The sequence below is a fragment of the Aeromonas sp. s12 genome (assembly GCF_040907925.1).
GTDB lineage: Bacteria > Pseudomonadota > Gammaproteobacteria > Enterobacterales > Aeromonadaceae > Aeromonas > Aeromonas veronii.
In genome coordinates this window covers 60863-79250 of the sequence record NZ_JBFOCT010000034.1, presented here as the reverse complement: position 1 = coordinate 79250, position 18388 = coordinate 60863, and the positions used below count along the sequence as shown (strand labels likewise).

General features: G+C 59.6%; 11 protein-coding genes. 8 read left to right on the top strand and 3 right to left on the bottom strand.

Features of this window, described 5'->3' with window-relative positions; all coding sequences use genetic code 11:
* Positions 1 to 303: 303 nt before the first annotated feature.
* Positions 304 to 1167: a carboxylating nicotinate-nucleotide diphosphorylase gene (gene nadC, locus AB5Y67_RS16535; RefSeq protein WP_368208016.1), complete on the bottom strand. Its 864-nt coding sequence runs from the start codon at positions 1165 to 1167 to the stop codon at positions 304 to 306.
* A gap of 3 nt (positions 1168 to 1170) precedes the next feature.
* A complete protein-coding gene (locus AB5Y67_RS16530) occupies positions 1171 to 1641 on the bottom strand; it encodes a TIGR02281 family clan AA aspartic protease (protein WP_257686550.1) in 471 nt (156 codons plus the stop codon).
* Positions 1642 to 1771: 130 nt separating this feature from the next.
* Between AB5Y67_RS16530 and ampD the strand changes: the two genes are divergently transcribed.
* From ampD to AB5Y67_RS16500, 6 genes are all read left to right on the top strand, one after another.
* Positions 1772 to 2347, top strand: coding sequence for a 1,6-anhydro-N-acetylmuramyl-L-alanine amidase AmpD (gene ampD / locus AB5Y67_RS16525; RefSeq protein WP_150389828.1), 576 nt, complete (start codon positions 1772 to 1774; stop codon positions 2345 to 2347).
* A gap of 278 nt (positions 2348 to 2625) precedes the next feature.
* The gene (gene pdhR, locus AB5Y67_RS16520; protein ID WP_005336127.1) at positions 2626 to 3390 is read left to right on the top strand and encodes a pyruvate dehydrogenase complex transcriptional repressor PdhR; all 765 of its coding nucleotides are present in this window, start codon (positions 2626 to 2628) and stop codon (positions 3388 to 3390) included.
* A gap of 79 nt (positions 3391 to 3469) precedes the next feature.
* Entirely contained in the window at positions 3470 to 6130 is a 2661-nt protein-coding gene (gene aceE, locus AB5Y67_RS16515) for a pyruvate dehydrogenase (acetyl-transferring), homodimeric type (protein WP_247823575.1), read from the top strand.
* Between the two features lie 119 nt (positions 6131 to 6249).
* Entirely contained in the window at positions 6250 to 8139 is a 1890-nt protein-coding gene (aceF, locus tag AB5Y67_RS16510) for a pyruvate dehydrogenase complex dihydrolipoyllysine-residue acetyltransferase (protein WP_201952880.1), read from the top strand.
* A 148-nt stretch (positions 8140 to 8287) separates the two neighbouring features.
* Positions 8288 to 9715: a dihydrolipoyl dehydrogenase gene (gene lpdA / locus AB5Y67_RS16505; RefSeq protein WP_005336123.1), complete on the top strand. Its 1428-nt coding sequence runs from the start codon at positions 8288 to 8290 to the stop codon at positions 9713 to 9715.
* Between the two features lie 124 nt (positions 9716 to 9839).
* Positions 9840 to 10802, top strand: a complete 963-nt coding sequence (locus AB5Y67_RS16500; RefSeq protein ID WP_325793973.1) for a sensor domain-containing diguanylate cyclase — start codon at positions 9840 to 9842, stop codon at positions 10800 to 10802.
* Between the two features lie 88 nt (positions 10803 to 10890).
* Here AB5Y67_RS16500 and AB5Y67_RS16495 read toward each other — a convergent pair whose 3' ends face one another.
* Positions 10891 to 12801: a methyl-accepting chemotaxis protein gene (locus tag AB5Y67_RS16495; RefSeq protein WP_199427833.1), complete on the bottom strand. Its 1911-nt coding sequence runs from the start codon at positions 12799 to 12801 to the stop codon at positions 10891 to 10893.
* 234 nt (positions 12802 to 13035) lie between these two features.
* Between AB5Y67_RS16495 and AB5Y67_RS16490 the strand changes: the two genes are divergently transcribed.
* Together AB5Y67_RS16490 and acnB are read left to right on the top strand one after the other, a co-directional pair.
* Positions 13036 to 15297, top strand: a complete 2262-nt coding sequence (locus tag AB5Y67_RS16490; protein WP_199427834.1) for a patatin-like phospholipase family protein — start codon at positions 13036 to 13038, stop codon at positions 15295 to 15297.
* A 229-nt stretch (positions 15298 to 15526) separates the two neighbouring features.
* Positions 15527 to 18124, top strand: coding sequence for a bifunctional aconitate hydratase 2/2-methylisocitrate dehydratase (acnB, locus tag AB5Y67_RS16485; RefSeq protein ID WP_019444774.1), 2598 nt, complete (start codon positions 15527 to 15529; stop codon positions 18122 to 18124).
* The last annotated feature ends 264 nt before the right edge of the window (positions 18125 to 18388 follow it).

Genomic DNA, 18388 nt, shown 5'->3' with positions numbered 1-18388 from the left:
TTTATCCTTGGTTCCTGGGAAGTGCCGGTGGAAAATCATCCGCACGTCAGTATCTTATCCGAGCTGACCGGGGTGGCAACAGAGATTGTCTGTTTTGTTAACCACACCTCTGTCATTTAGCAAAAACTTGATACGCGTCATAAAAGAAGTGGCCTCTTATGACTCTTTTTGTGGCTGGGTTCGGGTCCGTCTTTACACTCCTTTTGCCGAGGGATCCTGCTTAAAGAAAAGGCGCCAATGGCGCCTTTTGCAAGTTGTTTATCCGGTTAGATCGCGTATTTGCTCACGCCTGTGGAGGGCGTCTCATGGCTGGATAAAGCGCATGGAGAGATCGAGCGCCCGCACATGCTTGGTCAGCGCCCCCACCGAGATAAAGTCGACACCGGTGGCGGCAAATTCGGCCAGGGTATCCAGCGTCACATTGCCGGAGACCTCCAGCTTGGCGCGGCCCTGATTGATGGCGACCGCTTCCCGCATCATGGCCACGTCGAAGTTGTCCAGCATCACGATGTCGGCCTTTGCCACCAGCGCCTGCTCCAGCTCCGCCAGCGTCTCGACCTCCACCTCCACCGGTTTGCCCGGATTGAGCCGACGAGCCTCGCTAATCGCCTCGGCAATGCCGCCGCAGGCGAGGATATGGTTCTCCTTGATGAGATAGGCGTCATGGAGGCCGATGCGATGATTCTTGCCGCCGCCACAGGTGACCGCGTACTTCTGGGCGGTGCGCAGCCCCGGGATGGTCTTGCGGGTGTCGAGCAGGCGGCAGTCGGTGCCCTCCAGCTCAGCCACGTAGCGGGCGGTGAGGGTGGCGACGCCGGAGAGGGTCTGGACAAAGTTCAGCGCATTGCGCTCGCCGGTCAGCAGCAGGCGGGCCGGGCCATGGAGGCGGAACAGCTCCTGATTGGGGGAGAGCTCCTCCCCATCCTGCACCTTCCACTCCACCTTCACGTCGCCGCCGAGTTGTACGAACACCTCGTCCACCCAGGGCTGGCCGCAGAATACACCGGCTTCCCGGGTGATCACCCGGGCGCTGGCCATCCGGTCGGCCGGGATCAGCTGGGCGGTGATATCGGCGCTGGCGTCCGGTTGGTCCAGTGTGGTGAGGGCATCGCCCAGATCTTCGAGTAGTGCGGCGCGCACGGCGCGGCTGACATCCTGTTGAAACATGCCTTATTCCTGCAAGGGTCTGAGCAGCAGTTGCCGCTCCTTTTGAACCAGCTCCAGCCGACCGAGGGCGTTCATGCCAACCAGCACTTCGTCACCGTCTGCCGCCGGATTGATAAAGATGGCCAGATCGTACAAGGTCAATGGCCCCATCGCCAGCGTTTCGATGGTGCCGTTGCCGACCCGGATCGGCCCTGCTGCCGTATTGACCTGGCTGCTGCCACGGGCAGTGAGGCCGAGCCGCTCGGCAACCTGCTGCGGGATGGTGATGCGGGTGGCGCCGGTATCGAGCAGCAGTTGCACCGGCTGGCCGTTGATGGCACCCTCCAGACGATAGTGGCCGCTCTGGTCGGCCCGTAGCAGCAGCTCGCCGCTGGCGGTGACGCTTGGTTGGTTGCGGGAGTGAAAATAGAGGGTCAGCAGGCCCATCAGAGAGAGCCAGGCCAGTAACCACATCCAGCGTGCCGTGTGCTGCATACCCCATCCATATCGAGCGGAAGATGACTCAGCCTAACATACCATTTCCCTTTGATTCAGTGAGTTGGTGTCGGGTTGCCTATCAGGTATCTTCGTGTTCTCGCCATTTATCAGCCAACTCGAGTAGCCGATGACTCAACTCGCTTCGCAACCTTGTTTCTCTATCGATGCCGCTGGCTGGTGCCAGCAGGCGCGCCGGGTGCCTTCTCCCCATCACAACGAACGGGCTGCGCCGGATGATATCTCCCTGCTGGTGGTGCATGGCATCAGCCTGCCGCCGGGGGAGTTTGGTGGCCCCTTTATCGATGATCTCTTTATGGGGCGGCTCGACCCCGATGCTCACCCCTATTTTGCCGGTATTCATCAGTTGCGGGTCTCGGCCCACTGCCTGATCCGCCGTGATGGCGAGCTGGTGCAGTATGTGCCGTTCGGCGAGCGTGCCTGGCATGCGGGAGTATCGAGTTGGCAGGGAAGGGAGGCATGCAATGACTTCTCCATCGGTATCGAGCTGGAAGGGACCGACGAGACCCCCTATACCGAGGCCCAGTACCGGGCGCTGGCGGGGCTCACCCGAGCCATCTCGGAACGCTATCCGGCCATCACCCACGAAAAAATTGTCGGCCATTGCGACATCGCGCCAGGGCGCAAGACGGATCCCGGAGCCAGTTTCCAGTGGGATTACTACCGTCAGCTACTAAACAGCTAAAGTAAATATTCAAATTTAGTTTGGATTTTAAAATCAATGGCTTGCCGATCTGGCAGGCCATTTTTGTCTCTGGTTGCGCAAATGTTATTTGTGAGCGCGGTCAAGAATATTGGTCAGACCATTTTCTATGAGCTAAATCATGTTTCCCCTGCTTTACCCCTTAAGTGGTGGGGTTGATTCTTGACTCAGATCATCTTTTGAGTGGACTTTTCAAAAGGCCTCTGCTAATTTTCGCCCCATCCATAAAATTGGTAATACCAATTTAACAAAGTAGCCTCATGCCCTATCGCAAGATTACGCAACCCAAGTTGGCCGACTCCATTGTCGCCGAGCTGGAACAGATGATTCTGGAAGGCAGCCTGCAGCCGGGGCAGAAATTGCCTCCCGAGCGGGAACTTGCCATCCAGTTTCAGGTATCGCGCCCCTCCTTGCGCGAAGCCATCCAGCGACTGGAAGCGCGCGGATTGCTTTATCGCCGTCAGGGCGGCGGCACTTATGTGCAGAATGCCCTGAGCAAGGGGATCGCCGATCCTCTGTTCGAACTGCTCAGTACCCACCCGGAAGCCCAGTATGACCTGCTGGAGTTTCGCCACGCGCTGGAAGGCATTTGTGCCTACTACGCGGCCTTGCGGGGAACCGGGTCTGATTTCGAGCGTATTCGTCAGGTGCAAACCACCATCGAAGAGGCAGGCCAACTCGGTTCGCTGGTGGCCGAGTCGGCAGCCGTGACCCAGTTCTATCTGGCGGTGGCCGAGGCGTCCCACAACGTGGTGCTGCTGCACCTGTTGCGGGCCATGAGCCCCATGCTCGAACAGAACATTCTGCAGAATAACGAGATTTTGAATCGCCGCCCGGGAGTGGTAGCCAAGATACGTCGCCATCGCGCGAATCTGATCGAAGCTATTCTTTCGGGGGCTCCGGAGCGGGCCAGAACAGCTTGTCATGAGCATCTGGCCTTTATCGAGGACACCTTGTTGGATATGCAGAGGGAAGACAGCCGGATCCAGCGATCCATGCGTCGGATCCGTCAGCAGGAAAACTAATCCCACAAGGCTTTATTGTCGAATGCTTGCGCCCTTCGCCGTGCAATGCCGTGCAATCACAACAACATAGGAACCAGCCATGTCTGATATCCTGAAGAACGATGTGGACCCGATAGAAACGCTGGAGTGGCTTGCCTCTCTGGAATCCCTGCTGCGTGAAGAGGGTCCGCAACGCGCTCAGTTCATCCTTGAACAGTTGGCCGAGAAAGCCCGCGCAAGCGGTGTGGACGTGGCTGCCAAGGCAAACCGCGATTACATCAACACCATCCCGTCCAGCGACGAGCCGGACTACCCGGGTGACCTGGAGATGGAGCGCCGCATTCGCGCCATCATCCGCTGGAACGCCATGATGATCGTGCTGCGCGCTTCCAAGAAAGATCTGGACCTGGGTGGGCATATGTCCTCCTTCGCTTCTTCTGCGACCATCTACGATGTCTGCTTCAACCACTTCTTCCGCGCGCGCAACGAGAAGGATGGTGGCGATCTGGTCTATTTCCAGGGTCACATCTCTCCGGGCATCTATGCTCGCGCCTTTGCTGAGGGTCGTCTGACCGAAGAGCAGCTGGACAACTTCCGTCAGGAAGTGGACGGCAAGGGTCTGCCTTCCTATCCGCACCCGAAACTGATGCCGGACTTCTGGCAGTTCCCGACCGTATCCATGGGTCTGGGCCCTATCGCCGCCATCTATCAGGCTCGTTTCCTGAAGTACCTGACCGACCGTGGCATCAAGGATTGCTCCGAGCAGACCGTTTACGCCTTCCTGGGTGACGGCGAGATGGACGAGCCGGAAGCCAAAGGTGCCCTGACCGTTGCCGTGCGTGAAAAGCTCGACAACCTGGTATTTGTGGTTAACTGCAACCTGCAGCGTCTGGATGGTCCGGTTGTCGGTAACGGCAAGGTCATCAACGAGCTGGAAGGCCTGTTCGCTGGCGCCGGTTGGGACGTGACCAAGGTGATCTGGGGTCGCAAGTGGGATGAGCTGCTGAAGAAAGACACTTCCGGCAAGCTGATCCAGCTGATGAACGAGACCGTGGACGGTGACTACCAGACCATGAAGTCCCGCGACGGTGGCTACATCCGCGAACACTTCTTCAACCGTTATCCGGAAACTGCCGCGCTGGTCAAAGATATGACCGACGAGGAGATCTTCGCTCTGAACCGCGGTGGTCACGATCCTCGCAAACTGTTCGCTGCATTCAACAAGGCAACCCAGACCAAGGGCAAGCCGACCGTGATCCTGGCCAAGACCATCAAGGGTTACGGCATGGGTGAAGCGGCTGAAGGCAAGAACATCGCTCACCAGGTCAAGAAGATGGAGCTGGACTCCGTGCGTCACCTGCGTGACCGCTTCAACCTGCCGGTGGCCGACGAGCAGCTGGCCGATCTGCCGTACCTGAAGATCGAAGCCGGTTCTGCCGAGCACAAATACCTGCACGACCGTCGCACCGCCCTGAAAGGCTATGTGCCGACCCGTCTGCGCGAAAGCACCACCAAGCTGGAAATCCCGGCACTGGATGCCTTCGGCCCGCTGCTGGGTGAGCAGGCGCGCGAAATCTCCACCACCATGGCGTTCGTGCGTTCCCTGAACGTGATGCTGAAAGACAAGTCCATCGGCAAGCGCATCGTTCCGATCCTCGCTGACGAAGCCCGTACCTTCGGTATGGAAGGTCTGTTCCGCCAGATCGGTATCTACAGCCCGCACGGTCAGCAGTACACCCCGCAAGACCGCGACATCGTCTCCTACTACAAGGAAGACAAGCAGGGTCAGGTTCTTCAAGACGGTATCAACGAGCTGGGCGCCATGTCCTCCTGGCTGGCTGCTGCGACCTCTTACAGCACCAACGACTGCCCGATGATCCCGTTCTACATCTACTACTCCATGTTCGGCTTCCAGCGGATCGGCGACATGGCGTGGGCAGCCGGTGACCAGCAAGCCCGTGGCTTCCTGCTGGGTGCGACCTCCGGTCGTACTACCCTGAACGGCGAAGGTTTGCAGCACGAAGATGGTCACAGCCACATCCTGGCGAACACCATCCCGAACTGCATCTCCTACGACCCGTCCTACGCCTATGAAGTGGCGGTGATCGTACAGGACGGCCTGCGCCGCATGTACGGTGAGAACCCGGAGAACGTGTTCTACTACATCACCACCCTGAACGAGAACTACGCCATGCCGGCCATGCCGGAAGGCGCCGAGGAAGGCATCCGCAAGGGTATCTACAAGCTGGAATCCGTCGCCGGCTCCAAGGCGAAAGTTCAGCTGCTGGGTTGTGGTTCTATCCTGGGTCACGTGCGCAAGGCTGCTCAGATCCTGGCCAGCGAGTACGGCATCGGTTCCGATGTGTTCAGCGTCACCTCCTTCAACGAGCTGGCTCGTGACGGTCAGGACGCGGATCGCTGGAACATGCTGCACCCGACTGCCGAAGCTCGCGTACCGTACATCGCTCAGGTACTGGGTTCCGAAGCCACCATCGCTGCGACCGACTACATGAAGTCCTTCGCCGATCAGGTTCGCGCCTTTGTTCCGACCGAGAACTACCGCGTGCTGGGTACCGACGGTTACGGCCGTTCCGACAGCCGTGCCAACCTGCGTCGTCACTTCGAAGTGAACGAGTTCTACGTGGTGGTTGCTGCCCTGACCGAACTGGCCAAGCGCGGCGAGGTAGACAAGCAGGTTGTGGCCGACGCCATCGCCAAGTACGGCATCGATGCCGACAAGGTCAACCCGCTGTACGCGTAAGTGGATCAAGGGTCGCGCCGTCATGCGGCGTGACCCTGCCAGGATTTAAAACGGTTAACGCGAGATGTGCGTGGCGGCATCAGCCAGCCACGCGGATCGACGCAAGAGGATAAAGCACAATGTCCAAACAGATTATGGTGCCGGATATCGGCGCCGATGAGGTTGAAGTCACCGAGATCATGGTGGCCGTGGGTGACAAGGTCGAGTTGGACCAGTCCATCATCGCGGTAGAAGGCGACAAGGCCTCCATGGAAGTACCGGCTCCATCTGCCGGTATCGTTAAAGAGATCCTGATCAAGGTGGGCGACAAGGTTGCCACCGGTTCCCAGATCATGATCTTCGAAGCCGAAGGCGCTGCCGCCCCTGCTGAAGTGGTTGCACCGGTTGCTGCTGCTCCGGCCGCCGCACCTGCCGCTGCCGTGCGCAAAGATGTGCACGTGCCGGACATCGGTGACGACGAAGTGGACGTGACTGAAATCATGGTTGCCGTCGGCGACATGGTAGAAGCTGACCAGTCCATCATTGCCGTGGAAGGTGACAAGGCCTCCATGGAAGTACCGGCTCCGTTCGCAGGTCGCGTGGTCGAGATCAAGGTTGCCGCTGGCGCCAAGGTCTCTACCGGTTCTCTGGTGATGGTATTTGAAGTGGCTGGCGCTGCGCCTGCTGCCGTTGCTGCTCCGGCTCAAGCTGCCGCGCCCGTGGCTGCTGCCCCGGTTGCCGCCGCTGCCAAAGAGGTCAACGTACCGGATATCGGTGGCGACGAAGTGGAAGTCACCGAGATCATGGTTGCCGTGGGTGACAAGGTTGAAGCCGACCAGTCCCTGATCGCCGTGGAAGGTGACAAGGCCTCCATGGAAGTGCCTGCGCCGTTCGCCGGTGTGGTCAAAGAGATCAAGGTGAAGGCGGGTGACAAGGTCTCCACCGGTTCCCTGATCATGGTCTTCGAAGTGGCTGGCGCTGCTCCTGCCGCCGCGCCGGTTGCTCAAGCTGCAGCCCCGGTCGCTGCAGCCCCTGTTGCCGCTGCTCCGGCTCCGGTTGCCCAGGCTGCTGCCGCTGCGACCGATTTCGTTGCCAACGACGCCTACGTGCACGCTTCTCCGGCGGTACGCCGTCTGGCGCGCGAGTTCGGCGTCAACCTGGCCAAGGTGAAAGCCTCCGGTCGCAAGGGCCGTATCGTCAAAGAAGACGTGCAAGCCTACGTGAAGGATGCCATCAAGCGCGCCGAGTCCGCTCCTGCCTCTGCCGGCGTAGCCGGTGGCAACGGTTTGGGCGTACTGCCGTGGCCGAAAGTAGACTTCAGCAAGTTCGGTGATGTGGAAGAGGTCGAGCTGACCCGCATCCAGAAGATCTCCGGTCCGAACCTGCACCGCAACTGGGTCATGATCCCTCATGTCACCCAGTTCGACGAAGCCGATACCACCGAGCTGGAAGCGTTCCGCAAAGAGCAGAACGCGATGCTCGAGAAGCAGAAGGCAGACGTGAAGATCACCCCGCTGGTGTTCATCCTGAAAGCCGCCGCCAAGGCGCTGGAAGCTCACCCGCGCTTCTGCAGCTCCCTGTCCGAAGATGGCAGCAAGCTGATCATGAAGAAGTACATCCACATCGGTGTGGCGGTAGATACCCCCAACGGTCTGGTTGTGCCCGTGGTGCGCGATGTTAACAAGAAGGGCATCATGGAGCTGTCTCGCGATCTGGCCGAGATCTCCAAGAAGGCCCGTGCCGGCAAGCTGACCGCTGCCGACATGCAGGGCGGTTGCTTCACCATCTCCAGCCTGGGTGGCATCGGCGGTACTAGCTTTACCCCGATCGTCAACGCGCCGGAAGTGGCTATCCTCGGTGTTTCCAAGTCCGAGATGAAGCCGAAGTGGAACGGCAAAGAGTTCGCGCCGCGCCTGATGCTGCCGCTGGCTCTGAGCTACGACCACCGCGTGATAGATGGTGCCGATGGGGCTCGCTTCATCACCACCATGAACGGCGTGCTGTCCGACATTCGTCGACTGGTCCTGTAAGTGAGAGGGCGGGCCCAGAGCCTGCCCTTTTTACTTCTCATTTCATTAACATGATCGTAAACTTGCCCCGTTTTTTTCACGGCTGCAGCCACCCGTTTCGGTATAAGACTGCGCTGTCCGGGGATATAAGAACGACAAAGAGGTCATGATGAGTAAAGAAATCAAAACCCAGGTCGTAGTACTGGGTGCTGGCCCTGCCGGTTATTCCGCTGCTTTCCGTGCAGCCGATCTGGGTCTGGATACTATTATCGTCGAGCGTTACTCCACCCTGGGTGGCGTCTGCCTGAACGTGGGCTGCATCCCCTCCAAGGCGCTGCTGCACGTTGCCAAAGTGATTGAAGAAGCCAAGGCGCTGGCCGAGCACGGCATTGTCTTCGGTGCCCCGCAGACCGACATCGACAAGATCCGTCTGTGGAAAGAGAAGGTTATCAACCAGCTGACCGGCGGTCTGGCTGGCATGGCCAAGATGCGTAAAGTTCAGGTTGTTAACGGCTTGGGTAAATTTACCGGCCCGAACACCCTTGAAGTGGAAGGTGCAGACGGCAAGACTACCGTGACCTTCGACAACGCCATCATCGCGGCCGGTTCCCGTCCGGTGAAACTGCCGTTCATCCCCCACGATGACCCGCGCGTATGGGACTCTACCGATGCGCTGGAGCTGAAAACCGTTCCCGGCAAACTGCTGGTTATCGGTGGCGGCATCATCGGTCTGGAGATGGGTACCGTTTACTCCTCTCTGGGTTCCGAGATCGACGTGGTGGAATTTGCCGACCAGCTGGTTCCGGCTGCCGACAAAGACATCGTCAAGATCTACACCAAGCGTGTGGCCAAGAAATTCAACATCATGCTGGAGACCAAGGTCACCGCAGTTGAAGCGCGCGAAGACGGCCTGTACGTCTCCTACGAAGGCAAACACGCCCCGGCCGAGCCGGTTCGTTACGACAACGTGCTGGTTGCCGTAGGCCGTGTGCCGAACGGCAAGATGCTGGATGCCGAGAAAGCTGGCGTTGCTGTGACTGAGCGTGGTTTCATCGAGGTGGACAAGCAGCTGCGTACCAACGTGGCTCACATCCACGCCATCGGTGACATCGTGGGCCAGCCGATGCTGGCACACAAAGGTGTTCACGAAGGTCACGTTGCCGCCGAAGTGATCGCCGGCAAGAAGCACTACTTCGACCCGAAAGTGATCCCGTCCATCGCCTACACCGAGCCAGAGATGGCATGGGTTGGTCTGACCGAGAAGGAAGCCAAGCAACAGGGCCTGAACTTCGAAGTCGCCACCTTCCCGTGGGCTGCTTCCGGCCGCGCCATTGCGTCCGACTGCTCCGACGGTATGACCAAGCTGATCTTCGACAAGGAGAGCGGCCGCGTCATCGGTGGTGCCATCGTGGGTACCAACGGTGGTGAATTGCTGGGTGAAATCGGTCTGGCCATCGAGATGGGGGCTGACGCCGAAGATATCGCGCTGACCATCCACGCTCACCCGACTCTGCACGAGTCCGTGGGTCTGGCTGCCGAAGTGTTCGAAGGCTCCATCACCGACCTGCCGAACGCCAAGGCCAAGAAGAAAAAGTAATTTTCTTCCCCGCTTGTCTAAAAAGCCGCTCGAATGAGCGGCTTTTTGTTTTCTCCTTGCTGCCCCGACTTCGACAAAGCCCAATATGCTAAAGATAGGTTTTGGCACTGATGAGAGAGGCACGATGCTAGAAGCACCCATTCCACCCGATGAGGCATTGCGGTTGGAGACCCTGCGGCGGCTCTCTTTGCTGGATTCCGAGGCCGAGGAGCGGTTTGATCGGCTGACCCGCATGGCCCGACGGGTGTTCAATGTCCCCATCGCGCTGGTGAGTCTGGTGGATGAAGATCGCCAGTGGTTCAAATCCTGTATCGGACTGGAGGTCCGCGAGACCGCCCGAGACATTTCGTTCTGTGGCCACGCCATCATGGGCAATGAGACCTTTATCGTGCCGGATGCTTCGCAGGATCCCCACTTTGCCGACAATCCGCTGGTGGTAGGCGGGCCCGGCATCCGCTTCTATGCCGGACAGCCACTGCGGATCGCCAACGGCTGCAAACTGGGGACGCTCTGCATCATAGATACGGTGCCGCGGGAATTGAGCGAGGAGGATGTGGGGTTGCTCAAGGATCTGGCGGCGATGGTGGTGCGGGAGCTCGAAGCAGTGCAGCTGGCCACCATTGATGAGTTGACCCTGATCTCCAATCGGCGCGGGTTCGTGATGCTGGCGGAGAAGAGCCTCTCGCTGGCCAGTCGCTTGCAGATGCCGCTGGCGCTGCTCTATCTGGATCTCAATGGCTTCAAGGGGATCAATGATCGGTGGGGGCATGCAGAAGGGGATCGGGCCCTGATCGCCTTTGCCACTCTGCTAAAGCAGGCTTTTCGTGGCGCCGACGTGTTTGCCCGCATGGGCGGCGATGAGTTCGCCGTCCTGTTGCCCAATGTGCTAGAGGCGCAGGCACAACTAGCCTATGAGCGTTTCAATGCCATGTTGGCCGAGCACAATCAGCACAGTGGTTGCGGCTATGCGCTGACCTGCAGCACCGGGATTGTCTGCTATGACGGGCACGGCTGTGTCTCCCTGGCCGAGCTGCTCACCCGCGCGGATGAGCTGATGTATCAGCGCAAACGGGATGGCAAGGGCTGACTGCTATGCCGGATTAGCCGCCATCAACAACAGAGAGCGCCACGGCGCTCTCTGTTGTTGATGGCTTAGGTCAAGGCCAAGGTCGGGGTCAGAGCCGGAAGTTGCCGACCAGCTTGTCCAGCTGACCGGAGAGCTGCTGCAGGCTGCGGCTCGATTCGGTCAGCTGGTGGGCGATATCGGCGGTCTCCATGGTGAGCTGGTTGATATCTTCCACGTTGCGGTTGATTTCGCCGACCACGCTGGACTGCTCCTCGGTGGCGGTGGCGACCTGGATATTCATGTCGTTGATCTGGGTGATGTGGGCGGTGATCTGGCCGAGGGCGGCGTTGGCCTCATCGGCCTGGCTCACCACCTCCAGACTCTGGTTGCGTCCCTGTGCCATGGCGCTGACCGCGCGGGCACTCTGCTCCTGCAAGCGGTTGATCATCCCCTGGATCTCGGCAGTCGAGGCGGCGGAGCGGTTGGCCAGATTGCGCACTTCATCTGCCACCACGGCGAAACCTCGACCCTGTTCACCGGCGCGAGCGGCCTCGATGGCGGCGTTCAATGCCAGCAGGTTGGTCTGCTCCGAGATACTGCGGATGGTTTCGAGGATGCTGCCGATGGAGTCGGTCTGGCTCGCCAGCGACTCGATAACCACTGCCACCTGCTCAATCTCGCCGGAGAGGTCGACGATGCCGTGGCGCGCCTGCGCCACCACTACCGCACCCGCATCGGCCTGATCGTTGGCCTGTCTGGCTACTTCGGCTGCCAGCGAAGCGTTACCGGCGATCTCGCTCACCGTGGCCCCCATTTCGTGGATGGCGGTGGCCACCTGCACAGTACGGTCACGCTGGGCAGTACAGTTGTGCTGGGTCAGCTGCGCCTTGTTGGCCACCTCGTTGGCGGTGGCCGCGAGCTGGCGGGAGTTCTCCGCCACCTGCTCGATGGAGCCGTGGATCTTGGCGACGAAGTTGTTGAAGCCGGTAGCGACCTGACTCAGTTCGTCACGTCCTTCCACTTTCAGACGCTGGGTAAGATCCCCATCGCCGCTGCCCAGCTCCTTGAACAGGCGGGCCAACTCGTTGAGCGGGCGGCTGACCGAGCCTGCCAACAGCATCCCCATCAGCCCCATGGCCAGCGCAATCACCAGCGAGATCATCAGGATCTCGTTGCGGGTCTGATCCAGCTCGGCATAGATCTCGGCTTCTGGCACCTGGGCCACCAGATACCAGTCGAGCAGCGGGATATAGCTGCTGGCCAGTACCATGGGTTCGCCATTTACCTCGGCGTTGATAACGGCAAAGGGGCGTTTGGCCAGCAGGCTGCCGGTATCTCCGCTGGCAATGTTGCCAAGCGTGTCACGCTCGATGCGGTTGGCCTCGGGGTGCAGCTTCACCTTGCCGCTGCCATCGACCATAAAGACGATGCCGCTCTCTTCCAGCCGGAAGTTGGAGACCATGGTCACCATGGTGTCGAGGGATTTGGCAAAGCCCGCCAGCCCGCGCCCGTTGAGCTGCTGGAAGTTGACGAACAGCTTCACCTCGCCGTTGCTCTCGCGGAAGATGCTGAGGGTCATCTCCTTCTGGCTCTTGGTGTAGTCATAGAACCAGGCGTCTTGCGTGGGGGTCAGGTTGCGCAGAAAGCCATCCTGGTTGTAGTAGGCGGCACTCTGGCGATCGGCGAAGGAGGCGGTCACCAGACCATACTGGTTGGCCACATCCTTGAGCTGGTTGATGAGGATTGGCTCCTGCTCTTTGGGCATGCCCCGATCCACCCAGTCGAGGATGAAGCGGTCGGTGGCCAGTTGGCGGGCTGCCTGGGCGATGCCGTGGAGATCCTGTTCAATCTCCTTGCTGATCCGCTGGGTCAGGTTGGGGAGCTCCTGCTCGAACATCCGGTTTTCGATCAGTTGCTGGGCCGAGCGTTGACTGAAGTAGCCTACCAGCAGGCAGGAGACGACCACGGCCAGGGTGACCGTGACCAGTATTTTCTGTTTAAGAGTGAGGGTTGCCAGCATAAAGGTGCTCAAAAGGTTGAGATTGACGACGCTCATATTAGCGGCAGCGCGGCGCTACCCATGAGGCTTGCAGCCCTTTATTTGCGGATTACGTTTGCGCTCACAGGGGCGGCGGCGCGCCCCTTCGCCATGCAGCACAGGCGGGATGCGGATTGACGGTTGCGCTAACTGCCGGGCCCCTTATAGTAGAGGCCATCCTTGGTGACTGACCCTCTGAATAATATGGAAAATATGATGCGCAGCTTAGGTGCGGGATGGACCCGTCTGCTTTTGGTGATGCTGGCGGCCATGCCGCTGTTGGCTGTGGCGGCACAGGGGGAGCGCCCGAAAATTGCGGTGGTGCTCAGTGGCGGCGGCGCCAAGGGCTCGGCCCATATCGGCATTCTCAAGGTGCTGGAGCAGAAACGGATTCCGGTCGACATCATAGTCGGCACCAGCATGGGCTCTTATGTGGCGGGGATGTATGCCATGGGGCTCAGTGCCGAGGAGGTGGAGCGCACCACCTTGGCCATCGACTGGAACAAGGGGTATCAGGACAAGGTGGGCCGCGACGAGCTGTCGCTGCGCAAAAAGCAGCAGAACGAGCAGTACCAACTGCGCACCGACATAGGGGTGAATGGCGACACCACCCAGCTGCCGGACGGTTTCTTCCAGGGCCAATCCATGGCCAGCCTGCTGCGGGGGGCCACCTCCAACCTGCCGGTGCAGGAGAGCTTCGATGATCTCCCCATTCCCTACCGCGCCATGGCGACCGACATGGAGACGGTCACCCCCTTTGTGCTGGATCACGGCAGCCTGGCCAAGGCGATGCAGGCCTCCATGTCCATTCCCGGCGCCCTCAAGCCGGTGGAGTGGGAGGGGCACATCCTGGCGGACGGCGGCAGCGTCAACAACATGCCGGTGGATGTCGCCAAGGCGATGGGGGCCGACGTGGTGATCGCGGTGGATATCGGTGCCAAGCTGCGTACCCGGGAGTCCCTCAAGTCAGGCTTGGCGATGATCGACCAGCTCACCACCTACATGACCCAGGTGGGCACCGACAAGCAGAAGGCGCTGATGGGACCGAAGGATATTCTGATCGCCCCCGAGTTTGGCGATATGGGGATCGCCGACTTTGCCCGGATGCCGGAGGGGATCAAGATCGGTGAGGCGGCGGCTGACAAGGTGTCGCTGCAACTCGATAAACTGTCGCTCACCAAGGCGCAGTACAATGCCTATCGCAACCAGAAGCTGAGCCGTCGTGCCGAGCGTAGCGGTCAGCCCGCCTACTTCATCGACAAGGTGGAGATCATCAACAAGTCGCGCCTCTCGGATGAGACGGTGCGCGCCATGCTGAAAGTGCGGCCGGACAAGGTACAGACCAACGAGAGTCTGGAAGCGGGCATTCGCCGCCTCTATGCCCTTGAGTCGTTCGACCGCATCACCTACGAGGTGGAGGAGCGTGATGGGGAGAATGTGCTGCTGGTGGATGCCAGCGAGAAGAACTGGGGGCCGGGCTACCTCAACTTCCAGTTCGGTTTCACCGATGACTTCGAGAACACCTCCAACTACAACGTCGGCATGTCCTATACCCTCACCAACGTCAACGAGTGGGGTGCCGAGTGGCTGACCGAGGCGTCGCTGGGCACGGCCAAACATATCAAGACCGACTTCTATACCCCGCTCGAACCCTCCCAGACCTTCTATGGTGAGGCGAGTCTGGCCTATGACCAGACCCTGCGCCGCCTGTTTTTCCCCAATCCGGATCCCGAGATGGTTTCGATAAGCTATCTCGACTCCGAATACTCCTTCTTCAGCGGTGATCTGGCGGTGGGCTGGAACCGCCAGCCCTGGAGCCGGTTGTCGATGGGACTGGAGGGACAACTGGGCACGATTGATGTGAAGAACTTCAAGGGGCTGGAGATGGATGCCACGGCGTGGGGCCCCTATGTCCGCTTTGAACACGACAATCTGGATAGCCGCTATTTCCCCTATCAGGGGATGAAATGGGACATGAAACTGGGCCACTCACACGTCAGTGTGGATGGACTCGAGTCAGCAGATGGCCGCAGTGAAGGCTGGAATTATCAGCTCTCGATGATCAAGCCCTGGTCATGGGACAGGCACAGCCTCAACCTGATCCTCGAAGGGGGCGGCTCGGGCAGTGAAGAGGTGGTGCCGCTGCATATTCAGGATCTGGGCGGGCTGTTCCGCCTCTCCGGTTTCCAGCGCTACCAGCTGAGCGGTCGCTACAGCCTGTTTGGTGGCCTGCGTTACATCTATCGGGTGGCAGACAATGACTTCGGTGCCCTCAAGATGCCGCTCTATCTGGGTGGATCTCTGGAGCAGGGCGGGGTCTGGAACAAGGGGGAAGATATCAGTCTGGAGAGCTCCTTCACCGCCGGTTCGCTTTATGTCGGGGTGGAGAGCTTCCTCGGCCCGGTGTTCCTCGGCTATGGCATGGCGGAGGGGGGCAATGACGTCTTCTATCTGCAATTGGGCAGTACGTTCGAATAATGCCGAAATGATGCCAATTTGTTAACTCTGGTTGAGGGCGTTCAATTAATTTTCAAAAAACACCAATCTGTTTAATTGGTTACGATTTTGTGGTGAATAAGCAAACAGGGTTTGGATTTTAATTAGTCGTTAAAACTTATATAGTGGGGAGCACCCTACGGGGTGTCCCGCAAGGACTATCGCCGCGAGCGTGGGCGAACCCCAAAAAAAGACCAAAGAGGAATTAGTCGTGCTTGAAACATACCGTAAACACGTCGCAGAACGTGCCGCCGAGGGCGTGGTTGCCAAACCTCTGGACGCAGAGCAGGTCGCCGCCCTGGTAACGCTTCTCAAGAACCCGCCCGCTGGCGAAGAAGACTTTCTGAAAGAGCTGTTGTCCTCCCGTATTCCCCCCGGTGTTGATGAAGCGGCCTATGTCAAAGCCGGTTTCCTCACCGCCGTCGCCAAGGGCGAAGCCCACTCTCCCATCCTGACTGCCGCCGAAGCCGTTGAACTGCTGGGCACCATGCAGGGTGGTTACAACATTCAACCGCTGATCGACCTGCTGGATCACGCCACTCTGGCGCCGCTTGCCGCCAAGGGGCTCTCCCACACCCTGCTGATGTTTGACTCTTTCCACGACGTGGAAGAGAAGGCCAAGGCGGGCAATGTCCACGCCAAACAGGTGATGCAGTCCTGGGCTGATGCCGAGTGGTTCCTCTCCCGCCCGGAGCTGGCCGAGAAGATCACTGTCACCGTGTTCAAGGTGACCGGCGAAACCAACACCGACGACCTCTCGCCGGCACCGGACGCCTGGTCCCGCCCGGACATTCCGCTGCACGCCCTGGCGATGCTGAAAAACGCCCGTCCCGGCATTACTCCGGACAAGGATGGCGCCGTCGGCCCCATCAAGACCATCGATGCCCTGAAAGAGAAAGGCTTCCCGCTTGCCTATGTGGGTGACGTGGTCGGTACCGGTTCTTCCCGTAAATCCGCCACTAACTCGGTGCTCTGGTTTATGGGTGACGACATTCCGTTCGTGCCGAACAAGCGCGCTGGCGGTGTCTGTCTGGGTGGCAAGATTGCCCCGATCTTCTTCAACACCATGGAAGATGCCGGCGCACTGCCTATCGAAGTGGACGTCTCCAAGCTGGAAATGGGCGATGTGATCGACATCTACCCCTATGCCGGCAAGATCTGCAAACACGGCACCGAACAGGTGCTGGCGCAGTTTGAACTGAAAACCGACGTGCTGATCGACGAAGTACGCGCCGGTGGCCGTATTCCGCTGATCATCGGTCGCGGCCTGACCGACAAGGCCCGCGAAGCACTGGGTCTGCCGTTCTCCACCGTATTCCGTCGCCCGCAGCCGGTGGCCGATACCGGTAAAGGCTTCACCTTGGCCCAGAAGATGGTGGGCAAGGCGTGCGGCGTGAAGGGCATTCGCCCGGGCACTTACTGCGAGCCCAAGATGACCACGGTCGGCTCTCAGGACACCACGGGCCCGATGACCCGCGACGAGCTCAAGGATCTGGCCTGCCTCGGCTTCTCCGCCGATCTGACCATGCAGTCCTTCTGCCACACCGCAGCTTATCCCAAGCCCATCGACGTACAGACCCACCACACCCTGCCGGACTTCATCATGAACCGCGGCGGTGTGAGCTTGCGTCCGGGGGATGGCGTCATCCACTCCTGGCTGAACCGCATGCTGCTGCCGGATACCGTGGGTACCGGTGGTGACTCCCACACCCGTTTCCCCATCGGTATCTCCTTCCCGGCGGGCTCCGGTCTGGTGGCTTTCGCCGCCGCTACTGGCGTGATGCCACTGGACATGCCGGAGTCCGTGCTGGTGCGCTTCAAGGGTGAACTGCAACCGGGCATCACCCTGCGTGACCTGGTCCATGCCATCCCCTACGCCGCCATCCAGAAAGGGCTGCTGACCGTCGAGAAGGCGGGCAAGAAGAACATCTTCTCCGGCCGCATCCTCGAGATCGAAGGTCTGCCGACCCTGAAAGTGGAACAGGCATTCGAGCTGGCGGACGCCAGCGCCGAGCGTTCCGCCGCCGGTTGCACCATCAAGCTGGATAAAGAGCCGATCATCGAGTATCTGAAGTCCAACATCGTGATGCTGAAATGGATGCTCTCCGAAGGCTACGGCGACGTGCGCACCATCACCCGTCGCATCAAGGGGATGGAAGAGTGGCTGGCCAACCCGACCCTGATGGAAGCGGACAAGGATGCCGAGTACGCCGAAATCATCGAGATCGATCTGGCCACCATCAAGGAGCCGATCCTGTGTGCGCCGAACGATCCGGACGATGCCCGTCTGCTGAGCGACGTGGCTGGCGACAAGATCGACGAGGTGTTCATCGGTTCCTGCATGACCAACATCGGTCACTTCCGTGCCGCCGGCAAACTGCTCGAGAAGTATCAGGGCGAGCTGCCGACCCGCATGTGGATCGCGCCGCCCACCAAGATGGACAAGGATCAGCTGACCGAAGAGGGCTACTACGGCATCTTTGGTCGCGTCGGTGCCCGCATCGAGATCCCGGGCTGCTCCCTCTGCATGGGCAACCAGGCACGGGTTGCGGAAGGAGCCTCCGTGGTCTCTACTTCCACCCGTAACTTCCCGAACCGTCTGGGTAAAGGTGCCAACGTCTATCTGGCCTCTGCGGAGCTGGCAGCCGTTGCCGCTATCCTTGGCAAGATCCCGACCGTGGCGGAGTACCTGCAGTACGCCAAGGCGCTCGATGCCACTGCGGCAGATACTTACCGCTACCTCAACTTCAACGAGATCGCCTCCTACACCAAGAAGGCCGATGCGGTGATCCTGCAGCAAGCCGTTTAACGGAGTTCTTGCGCGATTTGCGCGATAAGAAGCCAATAATGCCGCGTATTTACGCGGCATTATTTATTTGTGTGTTATTCACCGTCTTTTTTGAAGATTGTTTGCACGATCCTTGCTAGAGAGATCCAACCACCTGTTTGGTGGTTCGTTTTATAAACGCTTTGGGTTATGTTGTTCGGTTATGTGCGGTAATGATGAGGCATCGTTATCGAGGGAAAGTGGATATCTGTTCACTGGGTGCTTGCGTTGGCAGGCCTGACGAAT